The organism is Paenibacillus sp. J22R160, assembly GCF_059692135.1.
Map to the genome: position 1 here is coordinate 421836 of NZ_JCAUAU010000001.1, position 16812 is coordinate 438647.

Consider the following 16812-nt stretch of genomic DNA (forward strand, 5'->3'; position numbering starts at 1 on the left):
GGTTTTCTCGTCATTTTGTTTGAAGCCGGTACTGCCCTGGCGTCAAGGAAGCGCTCTTTTTAAACCATTTGGAAAAATATTTGGCGTCATTAATGCCGACTTTCTCCGCAATCTCATCAGCCCGGAACGAGGTGCTCCGTAACAATGCTTTGGCCCTTTCCAATTTCCGGTCGGAAATAAATGAAATGAGGCTGGAACCCGTCGCTTCCTTAAAAATCGTGCTAAAATAACTGCGGCTTACGCCTATTTTGCTGGCAATATCCGCCGCCCGGAGATCCAGATACAAGTGCTGGTCGATATAGTCAATCGCATTCAGAATATCCTCCTTATGCGCGTCATTAACCAGTTCGAACTCCTGTTCAATATGCCTCAGACGATGCAAACGATGTACGGATGCCATCCACTGATCAGGGCTCGTGATAGGTCCTGCCTGCCTCCAGCCGATGGCGTGGTTGTTGATCTTGCTTTGTAGCAGTTCCTCGCTGCAAGTCTGAAGACCTTGACTGCGGCAGAACAAGAAATAACTATCTTCCTCGCTAGGCAGCAGCAACATATCCTCTTGTTCTGTGATAATAAAGGATAATTCCCTTAATACATCAGACCGATTCGAAGACGAATTCCCACCTTGAAATATATGGATCATGTAACCATCGGCCGTCATCCAATTCCATTCCTTCTCCAATCGCAGCATGAACTGATTTCTGGCCGTCTGTTTCTTATCAATAAGCCATTCATCCAATCTACTAAGCTCCACAGAGGGCTCATCAGGGGTTGCACCCGTTGATTTAGACAACTGCTTGGCAATTTCCTGGTGCAGATGATCCAAACATTGATCCAACTTCTGTTCATCCAGGCTTGTCTTCACGATGTAATCCGTAATGCCAATCTGTATCCCTTGTTTGGCATAATCAAAATCTTTATGGCAGCTCAGGAATAAAATCTTGGTATCTGGCGCTTCCGCTCTCACCTTCTGGGCGAGTTCAATGCCGCTCATCTCTGGCATCACAATGTCCGTAATAACCACATGCGGCCGGTGTTCCAGAAACTTGTCCCAGCCTCTACTTCCATTGGGCGCGTCGTCAACGACGACCATCTGATGCTTGGCCCAATCCGTTGTTAGGCGCAGTCCTTTGCGAACCAATTGTTCATCATCGACAATGAGCACTTTAATGTAAGGTTCGCTTACAGTGTTTTCGGCCATTTTAACTTCACCTTTGTTCCTTTATTTCTTTCCGAATGGACAACTAATCCATAGGGTTCGCCAAAATGATGTTTAAACCGTTCATCCACATTTCTCATCCCAAGTCCACCCGTTTTCCCTGGAATGACTTGACCAGTAGAAATGAATGCCATATGTTCTGCTCGAATGCCAATGCCGTCATCGACAATCTCTGCATGAATGTGATTATTCTTGGAACTAATCGTAAATGCGATATGGCCTTGACCATCTATAAATCCGTGGAAAAAGATGTTCTCAAACAATGGTTGCAGCACCATACGCGGAACCAGGCGCTGCTCAAGTCCCGGTTCGATCTGTAAAGTATACGTAAAAACATCTCCATATCGGTAACGCTGCATCTGTAAATAATGATGAATGATCTCAAGTTCCGTATGCAGGGGCACCAAGACTTGCTTCACGTTAAAGCTGCCTTCCAACACCGCCACTAGATGCTCCAGCATCTTGAGAATGTCTGTCTGACCTGCAAGCCGAGCCTTCCACTGAATGCTGTTTAAGGTATTGAATAATAAATGGGGATTAATCTGATAGTGAAGCGCTTTTAATTCGGCTTCGCTTTTAAGCTTCTCCGTCGTGCTAATCTCATCGATTAAATCCCTAATCTGGCCCGTCATCCGATTGAAAGTCTCGCCCAGATAACCTAATTCGTCCGAGGCATAGATCGGCGTCTGAATCGAAAGCTCTCCTTGTCCGAACCTCCGCATAGATTGGGCCATCTTCTTGATCGGTTTCGTAATCTGGAAAGAGAAGAAGCCGGCTATCACGAGGCCAAGAACCAGACTCATCACAGCAATAAATAACGAATATTTCAAAATAATACGGGAAGATTCGAAGAATAAAGGATATGGAATACTGGCTTCTACCACCCAATTCTCCGATTCCAACGGCTTCGACCATACGATGTCGTTCGCATGCGAGACATAAGAAGCTGATGTTTGCAGCACGATACCCCCATCCAAATTGCGAACTTGCAAATGGCTCTTCGTGTCGTCTTCAAATGCCTTTAGCAGACTCATGATTGAATCCGCTTTCATGTCGATTAGTATTTTACTTTGTGCAGGCAAGCCATAATGATCCTTAATAGGAAGAATTAAACTGATGACATCACCAGCAAGCGCAAAAGAATAATAATCGGGATGATGAATAAGAATGCGCTTACCTGATTGCAGCGACGCTTGCTGCCAAAAATCAGAGTTCAGCAGCCGCTCCGTCACGATTCCATCATTGCCGATGAATTTTCCACTCGGTGTTACCACATTCACACTTAATATATTGGTATTCTCAAAAGAAGACATATACCGCTTGAATCCCTTTTCTTCCGTATACTCACTATACGTTGTCGGTTCATGATCATCAATGACGATCGACGAGGAGATCAGGTAAGTTAATATATTGCCAGAAATATTATCCATTTGCTTTAAACTGGCATCCAGATGAAGTTTGAGCTGGTCTACCGCGTAAAGTCCATAATTGCCAAACTGCTTATTCACGATCTCAGACGACTTATTGGTTGAAAAATAACAGAGCGTAAGTAGAGGCAGGATCGCTACCGTCAAGAAAAAAACAAGTAGTTTGGTGTTCACGCTCTTAATCAACGGAAAATATTTGGATTTCATCCCTATCAGCCTTCTTCAACATGGAGTAAGAATAATCATCGAGTTCCTATATTTTATCACATAAACTCGTATTTATAGTATCAACAACGGGAAAAGACGAACAAGTGCCCCCTAGGTCAGCAACTTTGGGGACACTTCCATACGTATTTATCGGGATTATAATTCGTCTTCTTTAAAAATCGGCATGATATGCAGTTCAAACTGGAATTCTCTCTCATCCAATCGATATTGCTCCAGAAGCTCTGGACCGCACGAATTCGATCCAACACCGCTCATCTTGTAATCGAGATGAACGAACGTTTCCTTCCGTTTCACCAGCTCAACATCATGCGAAGCAAGCGTTAAGTCCTCCGAGCTATAGTGTGATGCGTTAAAGCTGAATTCGCCATTGCTTGTAAAGCGCAAGCCCATCCCCTGCTCATTGGACACTATCGCCCATTCGGTGCCGTATCTGGCTCCATTCTCTTGCGGCATAATATAATTCTCGAACATATCATCCACACGCAGCAGATATTTGCCTTTTCTTACGCTTTGGCGTTTATCGATGTAGCTTTCATGCGGACCCAGTCCAAAATACTCTACTTCTTCCGTTCCGCCAGGCATCGTCAATTGCAAGCCAAAGCGTGGAAGGAACGTAAGTCCCTCTCTGACGTTCACGTTCACACACAGGGCAATTGCCCCTGTACCGTCGATTCTCCAGATCGCTGTACCGTGAAGCAGGGGAATCTTAATATAACCGCCCAGTGAAAAATCAACCGTAATCTCCACATCTGTTGGCGATTGCTTGCTGATCTCCGCCTTGTACACATGCATAATCGTACGATCGTAATTGTCTTCAAACCACAAACGTTTGACTTTGCGGTCGTTATCCGTTGGCGCCCGCCAAATAGTGAACTTCGGAGGAGCCTCAATCATATTCACGCCATGCTTGGTTATCCGCGTGAATGTACCGTCATGCAGATCAAAAACATGGCGGAAATCAAATCCTTCTACGATTAGGCTGTGATCTTGCTGCTGCAACTCAATCTTGACATTCGACTCGATCACTGGCTGCTTCTCCACAATAACCGGCAACTCGAACTGCTCAAACGTAATCTCGTGACCTGCTGCAGCCCACTCGGTATCCTTGCGCAGTTTGAAGCTTACTGTAAGGAAATATCGACTTGCTGATGGGTCCTCCGGCAGCTTATATGGGATGATTACAGTTCGCGTCTGATGAGGAGCGGCATTGACTTCGTTCATCTCGCCCATTTCAGTGGTTCGCCCATCCTTCTCCACTTTCCAAGTCATAACGACATGGGCAAGATCCAGAAAGTCATACAGGTTCGTCACTGAGATGACTCCGTTACGCAGGTCCGTGGCCTCTACCCGAATTGGCGCAATCACTTTTTTGAGTTCCAAAAGACCTGTATGCGGTTTGCGGTCGGGGTCCACGAGCCCATCAATACAGAAGTTGCCGTCATTCGGTTGATCACCGAAATCGCCACCGTAAGCAAAGAATGGTGTGCCGCCCTGGGTACGCGTCTTGATGCCGTGATCCGACCATTCCCAGACACAGCCGCCCATGAGTTTGGGATGCTTATAGATGACATCCCAGTAATCTTTCAGATCGCCCGGCCCATTACCCATCGCGTGGCTGTATTCGCATAAGAACATTGGCTTGGTGCTATTCTCGTCACTGGCATAAGCATCAATATAGGCAGGCGAAGAATACATGCGGCCTTCCACATCGATCACTTCCCTGTTAGCGCTGCCCTTGTGCCGAGGATCGATGCCCTCATAATGGACCGGTCTGGAACGGTCTCTGCCCTTCGTCCATGCAGCCATGGCAATATGGTTCACGTCATAACCGGACTCGTTGCCCATTGACCACATCACGATGGAAGGATGATTTTTATCCCTTTCTACCATTCGTTCCGCCCTATCGACAAAAGCTCGCTGCCAAGCCGGATTCTTAGTCAGCATATGGTAGTCCCCTGCGTGGAACACGCCATGACATTCCAAATCGGCCTCATCGATGACATAGAACCCATATTCGTTACACAGATTTAAAAACCGAGGATCGTTCGGATAATGGGATGTTCGAACTGTGTTAATATTGTGGTTCTTCATTAAGATTAAATCCTTGATCATATGATTCATAGGAATCGTTTGCCCTAGCTCCGGATGCGAGTCATGACGGTTGACCCCTTTTAATTTGACCGGCATACCGTTGATTAAGAATACACCATTTTTAATCTCTATTTTTCTAAATCCGACTTGAAACAACAGCACTTCGTCGCCAGCGTAAACGTAAAGCTGATACAAATAAGGTTGCTCTGCATTCCACAGCTTAGGGTCGTCTATTTGAAGTTCGATGGTTCCGCGTTTATCTATAATTGAGTTTCCCTCTTGGATGAGCTGGTCTGCGGCATCTTTTAATTCGACCCTCGTTGGTAAAGCGCCCGTTGTTGTAATCTCACAGCGAATGGTGGCTTGGCGCATATCTTCCGATAATTCCTGACGGTTGAACACGTCCCGGATATGGTTCTTGCTGCGCGCAAGCAGGTAGACATCCCTGAAAATTCCGGAAAATCTCCACAGATCTTGATCCTCCAGATACGTCCCGTCACACCACTTTAATACCATGACCGCCATCCGATTCTTGCCACCCTTAAGATAAGGTGAGATATCGAACTCTGCAGGGACTCGGCTGCCTTGACTGTAACCGACGAACGCGCCATTCACCCATAGATACATACAGGAGTTGACACCTTCGAAAACTATATATTTCTCTTTGTCCGCCCACTGCTCTGAAATTTGGAAGTCCCTTACATACAACCCTGCCGGATTCTCATTGGGCACAAAAGGTGGATCGCATGGAAATGGATAGTTTACATTCGTGTAATGATTCTGGTCATATCCGTTCACTTGCCAGCAGGATGGCACGATCATATCATCCCAACCGTTCACATCGGCTGCGGCATGATAGAAACCGTCCTGCACCTCTTTAACGCTACGCATATATTGAAACTTCCAAAGTCCGTTCAAAGTCTGATAATACGGGGATTTTCCTCTCTTGTGATTGAATGCGCTTGTCTCATTCGCATAGGGGATATAATAGGCTCGCGGAGCAATTCTATTAATATGCAGAATATCTAAGTTTTCCCAATATTTCTCAATGTTTATCACCTTAGTATGACTCCTCACCTTGTGTTTAGTTAACGATTACAACCTACTCTCTAATTTTAGTTGGAATGCGCTTATTTTCGCACAGACAGATGTTTGAAAATGGTGCATTCTTTTTCGAAATACGCATGCTTGGCTGATCCAAATGCCCCGTATCATACTTTCGTTTGATTTTTTCGTTATTTTGTTTGAAGATGTGGCTACCGCTTCCAAGTGTGCCATTGATACAATCGAGACGCCTATTTCTTACTTTTAATGCGATGTGATGGACCCCTGGGCTTTTTATATCAAGAAATTCCTACGTATGCCAGACTTAAAGCCGCTGAACCTAAAAGACGAATGCCCCTGAACTGTTTCCCTATTGCTGCAACTGTATCACTATTAACCTCACGATAGGCTGGCGTTGCTACAAAACCTGTTGCAAAAACACACTCCGCCGCTTTGTCCGTGTCTGATACTTTAATTCGCTTACTTTAAGTTACCCTTTAGTACTGCAGCTCTAATTTTGCAGGATACATCTTTTAATGATATACAATAATGCAAATTATTTTAAGTACTGAAATATAGTTTAATAAGTTACCTCGAAGTAACCATAGCAATAATTACTGACCAGAGCGCTTTTAATTTATAACCGCGATACGGACTGCTGCAAACATAAGGTTGCTTATTTAGTTTCTAAAATCTTGGATAACGGTTTAAACACAGCTTCCACCAGCTGGGTGGGTCCGAGAAGCTTGGGGAAGAGAACGAGCAGTAGAGACAAAATCCATACCGTAACGTTCAGCACAGCATAGGCTGCCCGTTCTTTCTTCAAACTTTTATCTATTTTTGGCCACTCATAAAGAGCGAATATGATCATTAGAAACGTTAACAGTCCCAAATCTCCCCATTTCATGACGACTTACCTCGTTTCTGCGGACTTCTACCTGATTAAACCCGGTCGTAATATACTCGTCTTTATATTTGTATGAATTTCCACTTCCGGTAACTTTTCATCCCAACGTCCTTTTACTTCTTTCCATTCCGATGGATACTTTCGGTGAAAAGCTTCGTTGAATCCGAATACATCGGCATGCATTCCCTCCTTGATTTCCGCGAGGGCCATTGTAATATACCAATTGATTTCATTGGTCAGCTGGTTTTCCAGCTCCGCAATCTCGGGTGGTTTCCCGACATTCAGCCTTGCCGTGGTTTGAATGACTTCTCCTTCCATAGCGACATCGATCGTTAAGCTCCATTTCCCGTCCCGGATAAGAGGCTGCAGTTTCGTTCTGCTCCTAATCAATTTAATGGATGCCAATCCTTTCGCCTCGTTCGGTTTAACCGTCATAACGCCTCTTGTTATTTCGTTTCGAATCCATAAGACTCCCCTTGTCACCTTGTCATTAACACTTCCGACCAGCCTTCCGTTTTTTAAAATCGCTGTTCCTTTATTCAATGAATTCGTCCGCATTTTCTGCTGATTGTCTTCTTCCTCCGGCTTCATTATTACAACAATCGGGAGTGGAACGGACTGATCTTTATTGGCTAACGATTCCCACAGCTCCTTCACGGTCATGCTAATTTGCACCTGCGACTTAGCTAATTCCCGAAGGGCTTCCGCCGAACTCAGTTCGAACGGGGAAATTACCTTTAAAACCTCTTTCGCGGCTCCGCTGCTGACAAAAACATACGATCGTTCACGAGGTTCCGTAAATCTTGGGATAAAGTCGATGAGGCTAGGTATTCCGTCCCTGGCCTGTCTCATCCCGAAGATGAACACATCACAGTGACCCCAAAATATTTGGCGGGGAATCTGCTCCTGGAGCCGCGACATCGCGTCCGCAATCGTTTTGCCTGTCATCTCTTTCACGACCGTCTGGCCGCCACTGCCTCCCTTTTCATGACCTTTTTCATCGCCTTTCGGAAGGAACATTTGAATGGACAATTCAACATCGTTGTCACCATTAAAGTCGAATCCGGCCGCTGTAACGAGAGCCAAATCATTAATCTCGGTTCGGTCCCAGCAGCCGGTAAGTAATACAAGGGAGCAACAGCAAACCGAAAGGAGAAACACATGTACGAGTTTTCGGCACGGAAACGGAATAGTCATCGATCTTCCCTCCTTTTATCGATCTGTCCAGCTTCTTGATGCATATTCGACGTATTTTCCTTCGTACCCGCATATTCATCGTGCATCCAGTAAGGAGCCTTGATCACAACGTCTTTCAGATCGCCCGGAATCAACGGGGCCACGGGGGTCAGATAAGGAACCCCGAAAGACCGAAGTTTGCACAAATGCACCCAGATCATAAGGATGCCGAGGATTAAACCGAGCAATCCCAATGATCCCGAAAGAATCATCATCGGGAACCTCAGCATTCGAAACGCAATCCCCGTGGTGTAGGTCGGCATCATAAAAGAAGCGATCCCGGCGAGCGCCACGATCATAACCATTGGGAAAGATACGATTCCGGCAGCGGTTGCTGCCTCGCCAATGACAAGTGCGCCCACGATGCTGACCGCCGCACCGGTCTGTTTGGGCAGTCTTGCTCCTGCCTCTCTTATCCCTTCGAAAATGAGCTCCATAATTAAGCCTTCAACCACGACGGGAAACGGGATTCCCTCCCGCGATCTGGCAATTGTCAGGTAGAGCGCGGAAGGTATCATTTCTTGATGATAGGAAGCGACGGCAATATAAGCGGATGGTCCCAGCAAAGCAATGCACATGAATAAATAACGCAGCCAGCGTATGGCCGTGCCGAACATAAAGTTCTGATAATAATCTTCTGGTGACTGCAGCAAAGCCGGAAGGGTGGTTGGAGCGATCAACACAAAGGGGGTACCCTCTGTCAAAATCGCGATGCGTCCCTCCAATAATGCTGAAGAAACGACATCGGGACGTTCCGTCGATTGAAGCAGAGGAAACGGGGAATAGGGGTTATCCTTGATCAACTCTTCGATGTTCCCGCTTTCAAGCATATCATCCGTTTCGATTCTGCGCAGTCGGTCGGCAGCTTCCCTGACCACATCTGGATTTGCAATGCCATCCACATAAGCCACCCATACCTGGGTCCGGGTTAAGCGGCCGATAGTGAAAAGTTTGAATTTTAATGACGGGCTCTTAATTTTTCTACGAAGCATGGCGGTATTATCCGATAAGCTTTCCAGGAAGCCTTCCCGTGACCCTCGGATTACGCTTTCAGCCTTCGGCTCTTCCATGCCTCGCTTTTCCCATTTACCCAAGCCGAGCGAGATACCCTTGTTTTGTCCCTCGATCAGAACGACGGGCTGCCCGGTTGAAACGCTCTCGACGATATCCCCATAATTATGAATCTCTTTCATTTTGGCTACACGAGTTATTTGCTTCAATATCTCAACTGGATTTTCCGTTTGATGGGAATCCCGTTCTTCCATCAGCGGGGCAAGAACGTTTTCATGGATTTCTTCGACGTTGGTAAGACCGTCATTGTAAATGAGGACACCGGCTGTCGTTCCGAAAATGAACCATTCCCGGAAGATGATATCCGGGCAGTCCTCATAAAGTGAATGAAGGTATTTCATATTTTCATTCAAGCTCACGGAAAGCGGATGAGTGATGGATTTATTCGTAAGGCTCATCTTTTACCCCTCCTGTCATTCTGCTTTCGGAGCCGCCTTTACGCCGGTTACTCCGGCGAATCCAAGCGATGCAGAGCAGGAGTACTGGAATAAAGAACCGCATGGAAAAAGTTTCGAAAGGCAGTATAGTTCCTAGAAATTTGGATAACTCAGCCAAATTGGGCGAAATCCAGAAACCCATGACTAAAATCAAAAAATTGACCGGGATAATGAGAGGCCGAAAATCTTTGAGATTGAGCAGCTGGGCGGTACCGAGAACGACACCGTAATAAAAAATGATCATTTGAATAAAGTTCCCCATTACCCATACGGCCATGACAATGACTTCCAAATGCTCGAAAAAGTCCGCGTAGCTAATATAACGGGCCGCCAGCATCATCGGATAAAGGATTTCGGCATTCATATCTCCAAATAAGAACAGGCATACAAACGTGGCTAGAAGTAAAATCAGCATGACAAAGAAGACCGCGATCATTCCCCATTTCATCGCCTTTTCCGGATCCTTCAACGAAGGGAGCACAAACGTGATCAGGAAAAAACCGGAATACCAACTCTGCAAAATGACTGATCCTTTCAGGACGGGAACGATACCCTGATCCAAGACTGGGAGCATCTTTGTGAACGTCATATCGGGAAAAAGCAGCAGTGACAGCAGTGTGATAAGCACAAGTACCAACGGTGCGATGAGCTGGGAAGTTCTAGCCATAGCCTCGATACCCCCGTGTATTGTATAGGAGCATACCAGCAAACAACTGGCCATCACCACTATGAGTGGCGTTTGAGGCAAAAAGTTTCCAACGAGAAATTCGCCGTATTGCCTTGTAATGACGGCATTCATATGCAGAAAAAAAAGCAAGACAGCCGCTCCAATAATTTTACCCGGTATAAGTCCAATGATTTGCACGCTATATTCCACTATTGTTTTTTGAGGGTAAAGTTTATGCAGCGTAATAGCTATGTAAACAATGAGATAACCCGCGATCGAACCGATCAGCGGAGTCATCCACATATCACGGCCCGCCAATCGTCCCGAGATGCCCGGAACGAGAAGAACCCCTGTCGATACAACAGTCGGGAACATCAAGAAGGCCATTTGAAATGCGGAAATTTTTCCTTTCTCAAGCATTTGTCAGCCCCCCCTGTTTCCCTATTCAGCTTGTCGTTTTTAACTATTTTGTGCAAAATTTGAGAAAAATATGTGGATTGTGAATGGAAGGTAACAACAAAAAAGCACGGTCTGTGTAGAACCGGCTTCTTTGTCAGGGTGATTATCCATATTCTATTATTGGGATCCATTTTGTGACGGTTCTGTTAAGGCCTAGATGCTTCTTACTGAATTTCTTATGACCATCTTAGGCTGAAGAACGATTTCTTTTACGTTAATTTGAGAACCATTTAGTATATCCATGAGCATATTGCATGCAAACTTGCCCATTTCATATTTGGGATGGTCGACTGTTGTTAAAGGGGGGGTGGTCATTTGAGATAATTCAATATTGTCCAAGCCGATTACGGACATTTGGCCCGGTACATCTATTCCTTGCGTGTTTAATTCATTGATAATACCGAAAGCCGTCAAATCGTTACAAGTTAAAATGGCTGTGGGACGATCATCCAGTTTCAACAGATTACGGACTAATTGTTTACCGTTCATAAATTCAAACGTGCTCCCCCGGATTTCGTCCCCGTTTGTGTCAGATACGGAAACCTGCACCCATGAATCGGACATCGTTATCCCCGATTCTTGCAGCGCATCCTGGTACCCTCGAAAAAAGCCCAACCTGCTCGGTCGGTTCAGAGGAGCGGAAAGAAACGCTATTTTCTTGTGATTATTCTCAATTAAATATTTTGTAGCCAAATACCCGCCTCGCCTGTAATTAAAACCAATCTGATAAACATTGGCATCATCGATCATCTGATCGATGCAAATGATATTCATGCCTTTAGATATATATTCATTCAGCAAATTTTTTGGATTGGAAACAGTTGAAATGATGAGTCCTTTAACCTGCTTCTCATGAAGCGTTTGAAGATATTGTCCTTCAAATTTTGAATCTTGCTGGGAGTTGCAAAGCAACACTTGATAGCCGTGATTGCGGGCAACCTCCTCAATACCCAAAACTATTTCGGCATAAAAAGGGTTGCTGATGGTCGGAATGACCACTCCAATAGTCATACTATTATTAGTTTTCAGCTGTCTGGCGAACGAGTTAGGCGTATAGTTGAGTTCCTTGGCTAAAGTTTTAATTTTTTTGCGTAGTTCACTACTAACAGGATAAGAGCTGTTGCTAACGACTCGAGATACCGTTGCCGGCGATACGTTTAGCATTTTGGCCATATCATGAATAGTTACCGGTTTATTCATATGCTTCTCCATTCGTTTATTTTTTACGAGGATCAAGTCGTTAATTTGCAATTCGTTACGTATATTATACCATATGAACACATTAACGGAGGATTGATCCAGAGAAAAGAAAAAGCTGTTGGAATAAAAAGAACCCAACAGCTTTATCATAAATATTTTATTGAATTTTGTGCTCTCACGTTGAGACGAGGAGCAGTTGCACACGTAAAATCACGAAGATTGATATACAACCGATCCGTTCGAAATCGTCTGGACAATTTGAAATGTTTGGTTTTCTCCCCATTCGTATAAGATGAAATCGGCTGGGGATCCGATCTCTAAAGCTCCCACGCCTTGTTGCTCCAATCCAAAGAGCTGCGCAGGGTGCAGAGTAGCCATTCGTATCGCCTCTACCAAGGTGCAGGCACCCGAGCGAACTGCATACTGAATACCGAGATGCAGCGGTGTAGCCGCACCTGCCATAATGTCCTTGGTATGCGCCAAATGAAGAAATCCATTTTCCTCCAAAATTACCTCGCCACTCAGGCTGGTGGAATAACGTCCTGGCGGAAGACCGGCAATATGAACAGCGTCGCTAGTGAGAATAGCTTTCTGTCCTTTGACGCGGATCATGACCTTTAATGTGGATGCGGGCAGGTGATGCCCGTCTGGTATTAAACCTGCCCAAAGGCGATCATCCGCTAGCTGGGTCCAAATATAATTCGGGTGCCGCTTCAAATAAGGATGAGCCCCGTTCCCGAGGTGCGTGCTCATCGTCGCACCTGCTTCAACAGCCATAAGGATTTGCTCTTCCGTTGCATGACAGTGTCCGATCGCCGCTACAATTCCTTTTTCCTTCAGCAGGTGGATAAACTCAATTGCCCCGGGCTTTTCAGGAGCTAGTGTTACCTTGCAAATTTTACCGTTCGAAGCGATATCCAACTGTTTAAATTCTTCTTCATCCGGATCACGTACGCAATCTTTGTCATGCGCTCCCCGAGGTCCGTCTTCATCACTGATAAAAGGTCCTTCGATATGAATACCGATGACAGCATGATCGACCATCGGATCAGATTCGCATGCTTCCGCCACCGTTCGAATACAATGCAGCATTCGATCCTTCGGACCGGTAACGATCGTAGGGCAAAATCGGGTGACTCCGCCGATATGCAAAATCTTTACGATATCTTTCACCGTTTGCACGGTCATATCGTAAGAATTCAAATCAAATCCACCGATTCCGTTCAGCTGAACATCAATTAATCCGGGCGCAATCGACAAATGAGATGGATGATTCGTTTCCGATATGCTGGCGATTCGGCCGTTCGCCATGGTAACATTTACAGTCTGGTCGCTCAACCAATGTTTAGCCGTAAATACCTGGTTCATAAACCGTTCACCTCAGATTCCAATATATTCCTTGTAAACCATTATACAATTTGTACTTCCCACAAATAGCTTGAACGATGATTGTTATCGTTTTCTCCGCAATAAAGGACACCGTCATCCGTTATCGTCATCGTATGAATACGTACGGGCGCATCCCCAGTCGTCTCGTCATATATTCTACCAAGTGTCTCGAAAGACTCCTTTACAGGATCGAAGCGGAATATGAACACGTAATAATTATCTCCACCGGCTCCATAGATATATCCGTCTTTCCCGTAACAAAGACCGGCAAGCCTCTTGTTAGGGCAAGGCTGCCCGTAGCTTTTCACCTCGCCATTTGCCGGATTCAAGCGCGAAAAAGAGCCAGCAACCCCACCGAAATATAAATAGCCATCGCCAATGTTGATGGCTCGATCAATCTTCCCCTTATCCTTCTCGCCGAGCCTGGGCAGCCCGTGCTTGAAAAATTGAACCTTGCTATCGACCGGATTGTATTTGAACAAGCGAATGGAATCGATTCCCATATCGTATAGGAAAGCGCGGGTGATACCATATGTACCCCAGACGTTCCCTTCCTCATCGATGACCGGGTTGTGGCTCTGGCAGAGCTCAAAGTTATTGCCAACATTCATCACGATATTCGATTCTCCGGTTACCAAATTATGTTGGAACAAATATTCCGGTGACAGCGTAAAGCCATAAATCATTCGGCGTTTCCGATCCAAGGTTATAGACTGGATGTAGGCCCCCTCCACAGGAATCCCCAAAAATTCATAAGTTTGGGTCGAGGGAACATATTTTACGATACGCCCGCCTTTAGCTTCAAACTGTTTGTCAACGTCGTGAAACTGGGCTAATGCTCCGTAAATGTCCCCGTTATCGTCCATTTCCAGCGAGCAATGGAACTTTGCGTCATACGGATCTGCAACCTCCTTATACTGCAAATCGCTAAACGTCTTATTTTCCCGATCGAAAGCATACAGCAGATTCGTGTCAAATGCCCCGATACCGACGTAAATCGATTTATGTTTTTCATCATTCAGCAAGCTGGTCAGAGAGATCCAGCCGTGTTTATAATCGTGATTTTGTAAAAAGTCGTCGTAAAGCCACTTGCCCTCAACTACATCATCCCAATTATCGAACGTTTGATCCATAATTTTGTAAGCCCTGGACTTCAACATTTCACATCACCTCTATTTTATAGTGGCAGCCGACTCGGCATCCAAAACCAGCGACCATTGAGAATGGCTCTTTAATATCGTTGCGGGAATCTCCGGAGTAATCTCATTCGCCAACGTATTTTTGATAGCCTCTGCCTTTACTTTGTGAGGAACGGAAGAAATAATATGTTTACTCTGCATGATTTGATGCACCGACATGGATATTGCCTGCTTCGGCACATCGTCTAGGGTCGGGAACCATCCTTCCCGCACCTGCTGAGATTTGCACGCATCATCCAAGTTAACGACGATGAAAGGTATTTCCGTATTAAAATCCGCCGGCGGGTCGTTAAATGCGATGTGTGCATTCTCCCCGATTCCGATCAAGGCCAGATCGATTGGCGCTTTAAGCAGCTCATCCGACAATGCTGCCATTTTTACTAAATAATCTCCTTCGCCGTCAACAAAATGAACTTTCTTTAATGAAACTTTGCTCGTAAAACGTTCCTTCAAGTATTTGCGAAAGCTTGCCGGATGCTGCTCCGATAGGCCGACATATTCATCCAAATGAAACATCTCCACCTTACTCCAATCGATGTCGGAGACGATCAACTCCTCGATAGTCTCGAATTGTGATGCGCCAGTTGATAACACGATTCGCGCCTCTCCTTGCTGATTGATTGCCTTTCGGATCGATTCAGCTGCTATTCGAGCAGCCTCCTTACCAAGCTCCTTAGGGTTTGCAGTAACTTTCAGTTCCATTGTTTTACCTCCATGAAGTCGATTTTTAGTTCAGCTTGAGCAGCCGCTTCGCATTTTCACCTAATATTTTTCTTTTTGTATCATCATCGACCGCAAGCTTTCTGATTTTCTCCAGTTGATAGGGAAGCACGTAATCGTCGCCGAATACATCGGAGCCGAATACAATTTTGTCCACATCCGTCAAACCGATGATTTTTTCATATATCTTATAAGGAGTCCCACCGCTGAAGCATAACATGATATTCGGATGGCGATTTGCAGCAACGATTGCCTCCGGCCACAAATCCATCAAGCCGGCATGTCCTAATATGACCTTCAGTTCAGGAAACTTTGCGGCAAGCAGCGCGATTTGAAGCGGACTTGTATACGGCGGCGTTCCGTCGTGAAACAATATAGGCACGTCATACTCGATGGCGACTTTCGCAATATCGTCCATAAAAGGCTCGAGCGGCGAAAATCCTTGCAGCCATGGATGAAATTTGATTCCTCGCATGTGCAAGTCCGACAAACACCGTTTCAGCTCAAGCAGCCCCCGCTCACCGTCTCGCGGATTTATCGTCGCAAACGGAAACAACCGATCTGGATAAGCTTTAGATTGCTCGTACATATAAGTGTTGTCGTCGACATAATCTCCCCAAAACCCGTCAACGGTAAAGATCACAGCTTTATCAACCGCATGCCGATCCATGACCTCAATCGCTTCATGGCCTGTCTTTAGACCGATGTTAAATGCATTGCCTCCTAGCAGATGCGTATGAAAGTCGATGATCATCCGGAAATCCCTCCGTTCAGAGACTTATTGCCAAAAATCCGATAGAAATTATCCCTAACGATTTTATTAAAGTCGATTGTTTCCAGCCCGATGTCCTTAATTTTTTTCATCTCAATTTCAGCATGGGAATAAGGTAGGTCGGCGCTAAATAAAATCCGGTTCATATCAATGTCGGCTAAGCGTGAAATATTTCGGGGCATTGTATACGGAGTATCTACATACAAGTTGGATGCCAATGCAAAAGCTCTTGGTGTATCTATCCAAAAATCCGTATTCCCCATACGGCCCAGAATGAACGGGATGCTCGGATAGTTCAAGGCCAACTCCGCCACTTGAAGCGGCAGCGCAAAAACCGGAGTACCCGTGTGAATGTACACTGGAACTTGGTGCTTTTCCACTATCTTCATCAGAGGATCCATCTTGCCGCTGTCAAATGCAAAAAATCCTTGCAGCGCCGGGTGGAATTTAACCCCCGACATTCCTGAGTCAAGAGCTCTTTCCAGCTCGAGCTCTGCCTTGCTTCCATACCATGGATTCACGGTGGCATAGCCTAATAAACGATCGGGATATTTCTTCATATAAGTAAGGATAGTATTGTTTCCTATTTCATTTTCAACTGCCATCTGTTGATGTGAAGGTGATAATACGGTTTTCTCGATTCCAAATCGATCCATAACTTCAAGCAGCTCTTCAACGGAAAAAGGAACATCCTGCTCTGAGCCTACCGTACAATGAACGTCTATAAAATTGCTAATGTTCATCTA

13 protein-coding genes are annotated in these 16812 nt (G+C 45.4%); all 13 read right to left on the bottom strand.

Annotated elements, in window-relative coordinates; translation table 11 throughout:
- Positions 1–10 precede the first annotated feature (10 nt).
- The 13 genes from AC58UW_RS01660 to AC58UW_RS01720 all read right to left on the bottom strand — a co-directional run bounded on the left by AC58UW_RS01660 (position 11) and on the right by AC58UW_RS01720 (position 16809).
- On the bottom strand, positions 11–1201 hold the full coding sequence (locus tag AC58UW_RS01660) for a response regulator transcription factor (RefSeq protein WP_497418983.1): 1191 nt from the start codon (positions 1199–1201) through the stop codon (positions 11–13).
- The gene (locus tag AC58UW_RS01665) at positions 1183–2820 is read right to left on the bottom strand and encodes a sensor histidine kinase (RefSeq protein WP_497418984.1); all 1638 of its coding nucleotides are present in this window, start codon (positions 2818–2820) and stop codon (positions 1183–1185) included. Before AC58UW_RS01665 ends, AC58UW_RS01660 begins: the two co-directional genes overlap by 19 nt.
- 189 nt (positions 2821–3009) lie before the next feature.
- On the bottom strand, positions 3010–6024 hold the full coding sequence (locus AC58UW_RS01670) for a glycoside hydrolase family 2 TIM barrel-domain containing protein (RefSeq protein ID WP_497418985.1): 3015 nt from the start codon (positions 6022–6024) through the stop codon (positions 3010–3012).
- Positions 6025–6685: 661 nt separating this feature from the next.
- On the bottom strand, positions 6686–6916 hold the full coding sequence (locus AC58UW_RS01675; protein ID WP_497418986.1) for a hypothetical protein: 231 nt from the start codon (positions 6914–6916) through the stop codon (positions 6686–6688).
- A gap of 27 nt (positions 6917–6943) precedes the next feature.
- Complete coding sequence (locus AC58UW_RS01680; RefSeq protein ID WP_497418987.1) at positions 6944–8113, bottom strand: Ger(x)C family spore germination protein; 1170 nt, start codon at positions 8111–8113, stop codon at positions 6944–6946.
- Positions 8110–9621 (bottom strand): spore germination protein, encoded by a 1512-nt coding sequence (locus tag AC58UW_RS01685; protein WP_497418988.1) that lies wholly within the window; start codon positions 9619–9621, stop codon positions 8110–8112. Before AC58UW_RS01685 ends, AC58UW_RS01680 begins: the two co-directional genes overlap by 4 nt.
- Positions 9605–10747, bottom strand: a complete 1143-nt coding sequence (locus AC58UW_RS01690; RefSeq protein ID WP_497418989.1) for a GerAB/ArcD/ProY family transporter — start codon at positions 10745–10747, stop codon at positions 9605–9607. Before AC58UW_RS01690 ends, AC58UW_RS01685 begins: the two co-directional genes overlap by 17 nt.
- Before the next feature lie 192 nt (positions 10748–10939).
- Positions 10940–11986 (bottom strand): LacI family DNA-binding transcriptional regulator, encoded by a 1047-nt coding sequence (locus AC58UW_RS01695; protein WP_497418990.1) that lies wholly within the window; start codon positions 11984–11986, stop codon positions 10940–10942.
- A 210-nt stretch (positions 11987–12196) separates the two neighbouring features.
- On the bottom strand, positions 12197–13354 hold the full coding sequence (locus AC58UW_RS01700; RefSeq protein ID WP_497418991.1) for an N-acetylglucosamine-6-phosphate deacetylase: 1158 nt from the start codon (positions 13352–13354) through the stop codon (positions 12197–12199).
- A 41-nt stretch (positions 13355–13395) separates the two neighbouring features.
- Positions 13396–14535: an NHL repeat-containing protein gene (locus AC58UW_RS01705; RefSeq protein WP_497418992.1), complete on the bottom strand. Its 1140-nt coding sequence runs from the start codon at positions 14533–14535 to the stop codon at positions 13396–13398.
- A gap of 12 nt (positions 14536–14547) precedes the next feature.
- Positions 14548–15276, bottom strand: a complete 729-nt coding sequence (locus AC58UW_RS01710; RefSeq protein ID WP_497418993.1) for a glucosamine-6-phosphate deaminase — start codon at positions 15274–15276, stop codon at positions 14548–14550.
- Between the two features lie 25 nt (positions 15277–15301).
- Positions 15302–16048 (bottom strand): amidohydrolase family protein, encoded by a 747-nt coding sequence (locus tag AC58UW_RS01715; protein ID WP_497418994.1) that lies wholly within the window; start codon positions 16046–16048, stop codon positions 15302–15304.
- Positions 16045–16809 (bottom strand): amidohydrolase family protein, encoded by a 765-nt coding sequence (locus AC58UW_RS01720; protein WP_497418995.1) that lies wholly within the window; start codon positions 16807–16809, stop codon positions 16045–16047. Before AC58UW_RS01720 ends, AC58UW_RS01715 begins: the two co-directional genes overlap by 4 nt.
- Positions 16810–16812: the final 3 nt, after the last annotated feature.

Excerpts from the sequence above, each read along its gene's own strand:
- AC58UW_RS01680 (WP_497418987.1), bottom strand. The coding sequence starts at position 8,113 with ATGACTATTCCGTTTCCGTGCCGAAAACTCGTACATGTGTTTCTCCTT.
- AC58UW_RS01705 (WP_497418992.1), bottom strand. The coding sequence starts at position 14,535 with ATGTTGAAGTCCAGGGCTTACAAAATTATGGATCAAACGTTCGATAAT.
- AC58UW_RS01695 (WP_497418990.1), bottom strand. The coding sequence starts at position 11,986 with ATGAATAAACCGGTAACTATTCATGATATGGCCAAAATGCTAAACGTA.
- AC58UW_RS01675 (WP_497418986.1), bottom strand. The coding sequence starts at position 6,916 with ATGAAATGGGGAGATTTGGGACTGTTAACGTTTCTAATGATCATATTC.
- AC58UW_RS01690 (WP_497418989.1), bottom strand. The coding sequence starts at position 10,747 with ATGCTTGAGAAAGGAAAAATTTCCGCATTTCAAATGGCCTTCTTGATG.
- AC58UW_RS01710 (WP_497418993.1), bottom strand. The coding sequence starts at position 15,276 with ATGGAACTGAAAGTTACTGCAAACCCTAAGGAGCTTGGTAAGGAGGCT.
- AC58UW_RS01700 (WP_497418991.1), bottom strand. The coding sequence starts at position 13,354 with ATGAACCAGGTATTTACGGCTAAACATTGGTTGAGCGACCAGACTGTA.
- AC58UW_RS01685 (WP_497418988.1), bottom strand. The coding sequence starts at position 9,621 with ATGAGCCTTACGAATAAATCCATCACTCATCCGCTTTCCGTGAGCTTG.
- AC58UW_RS01660 (WP_497418983.1), bottom strand. The coding sequence starts at position 1,201 with ATGGCCGAAAACACTGTAAGCGAACCTTACATTAAAGTGCTCATTGTC.
- AC58UW_RS01715 (WP_497418994.1), bottom strand. The coding sequence starts at position 16,048 with ATGATCATCGACTTTCATACGCATCTGCTAGGAGGCAATGCATTTAAC.
- AC58UW_RS01720 (WP_497418995.1), bottom strand. The coding sequence starts at position 16,809 with ATGAACATTAGCAATTTTATAGACGTTCATTGTACGGTAGGCTCAGAG.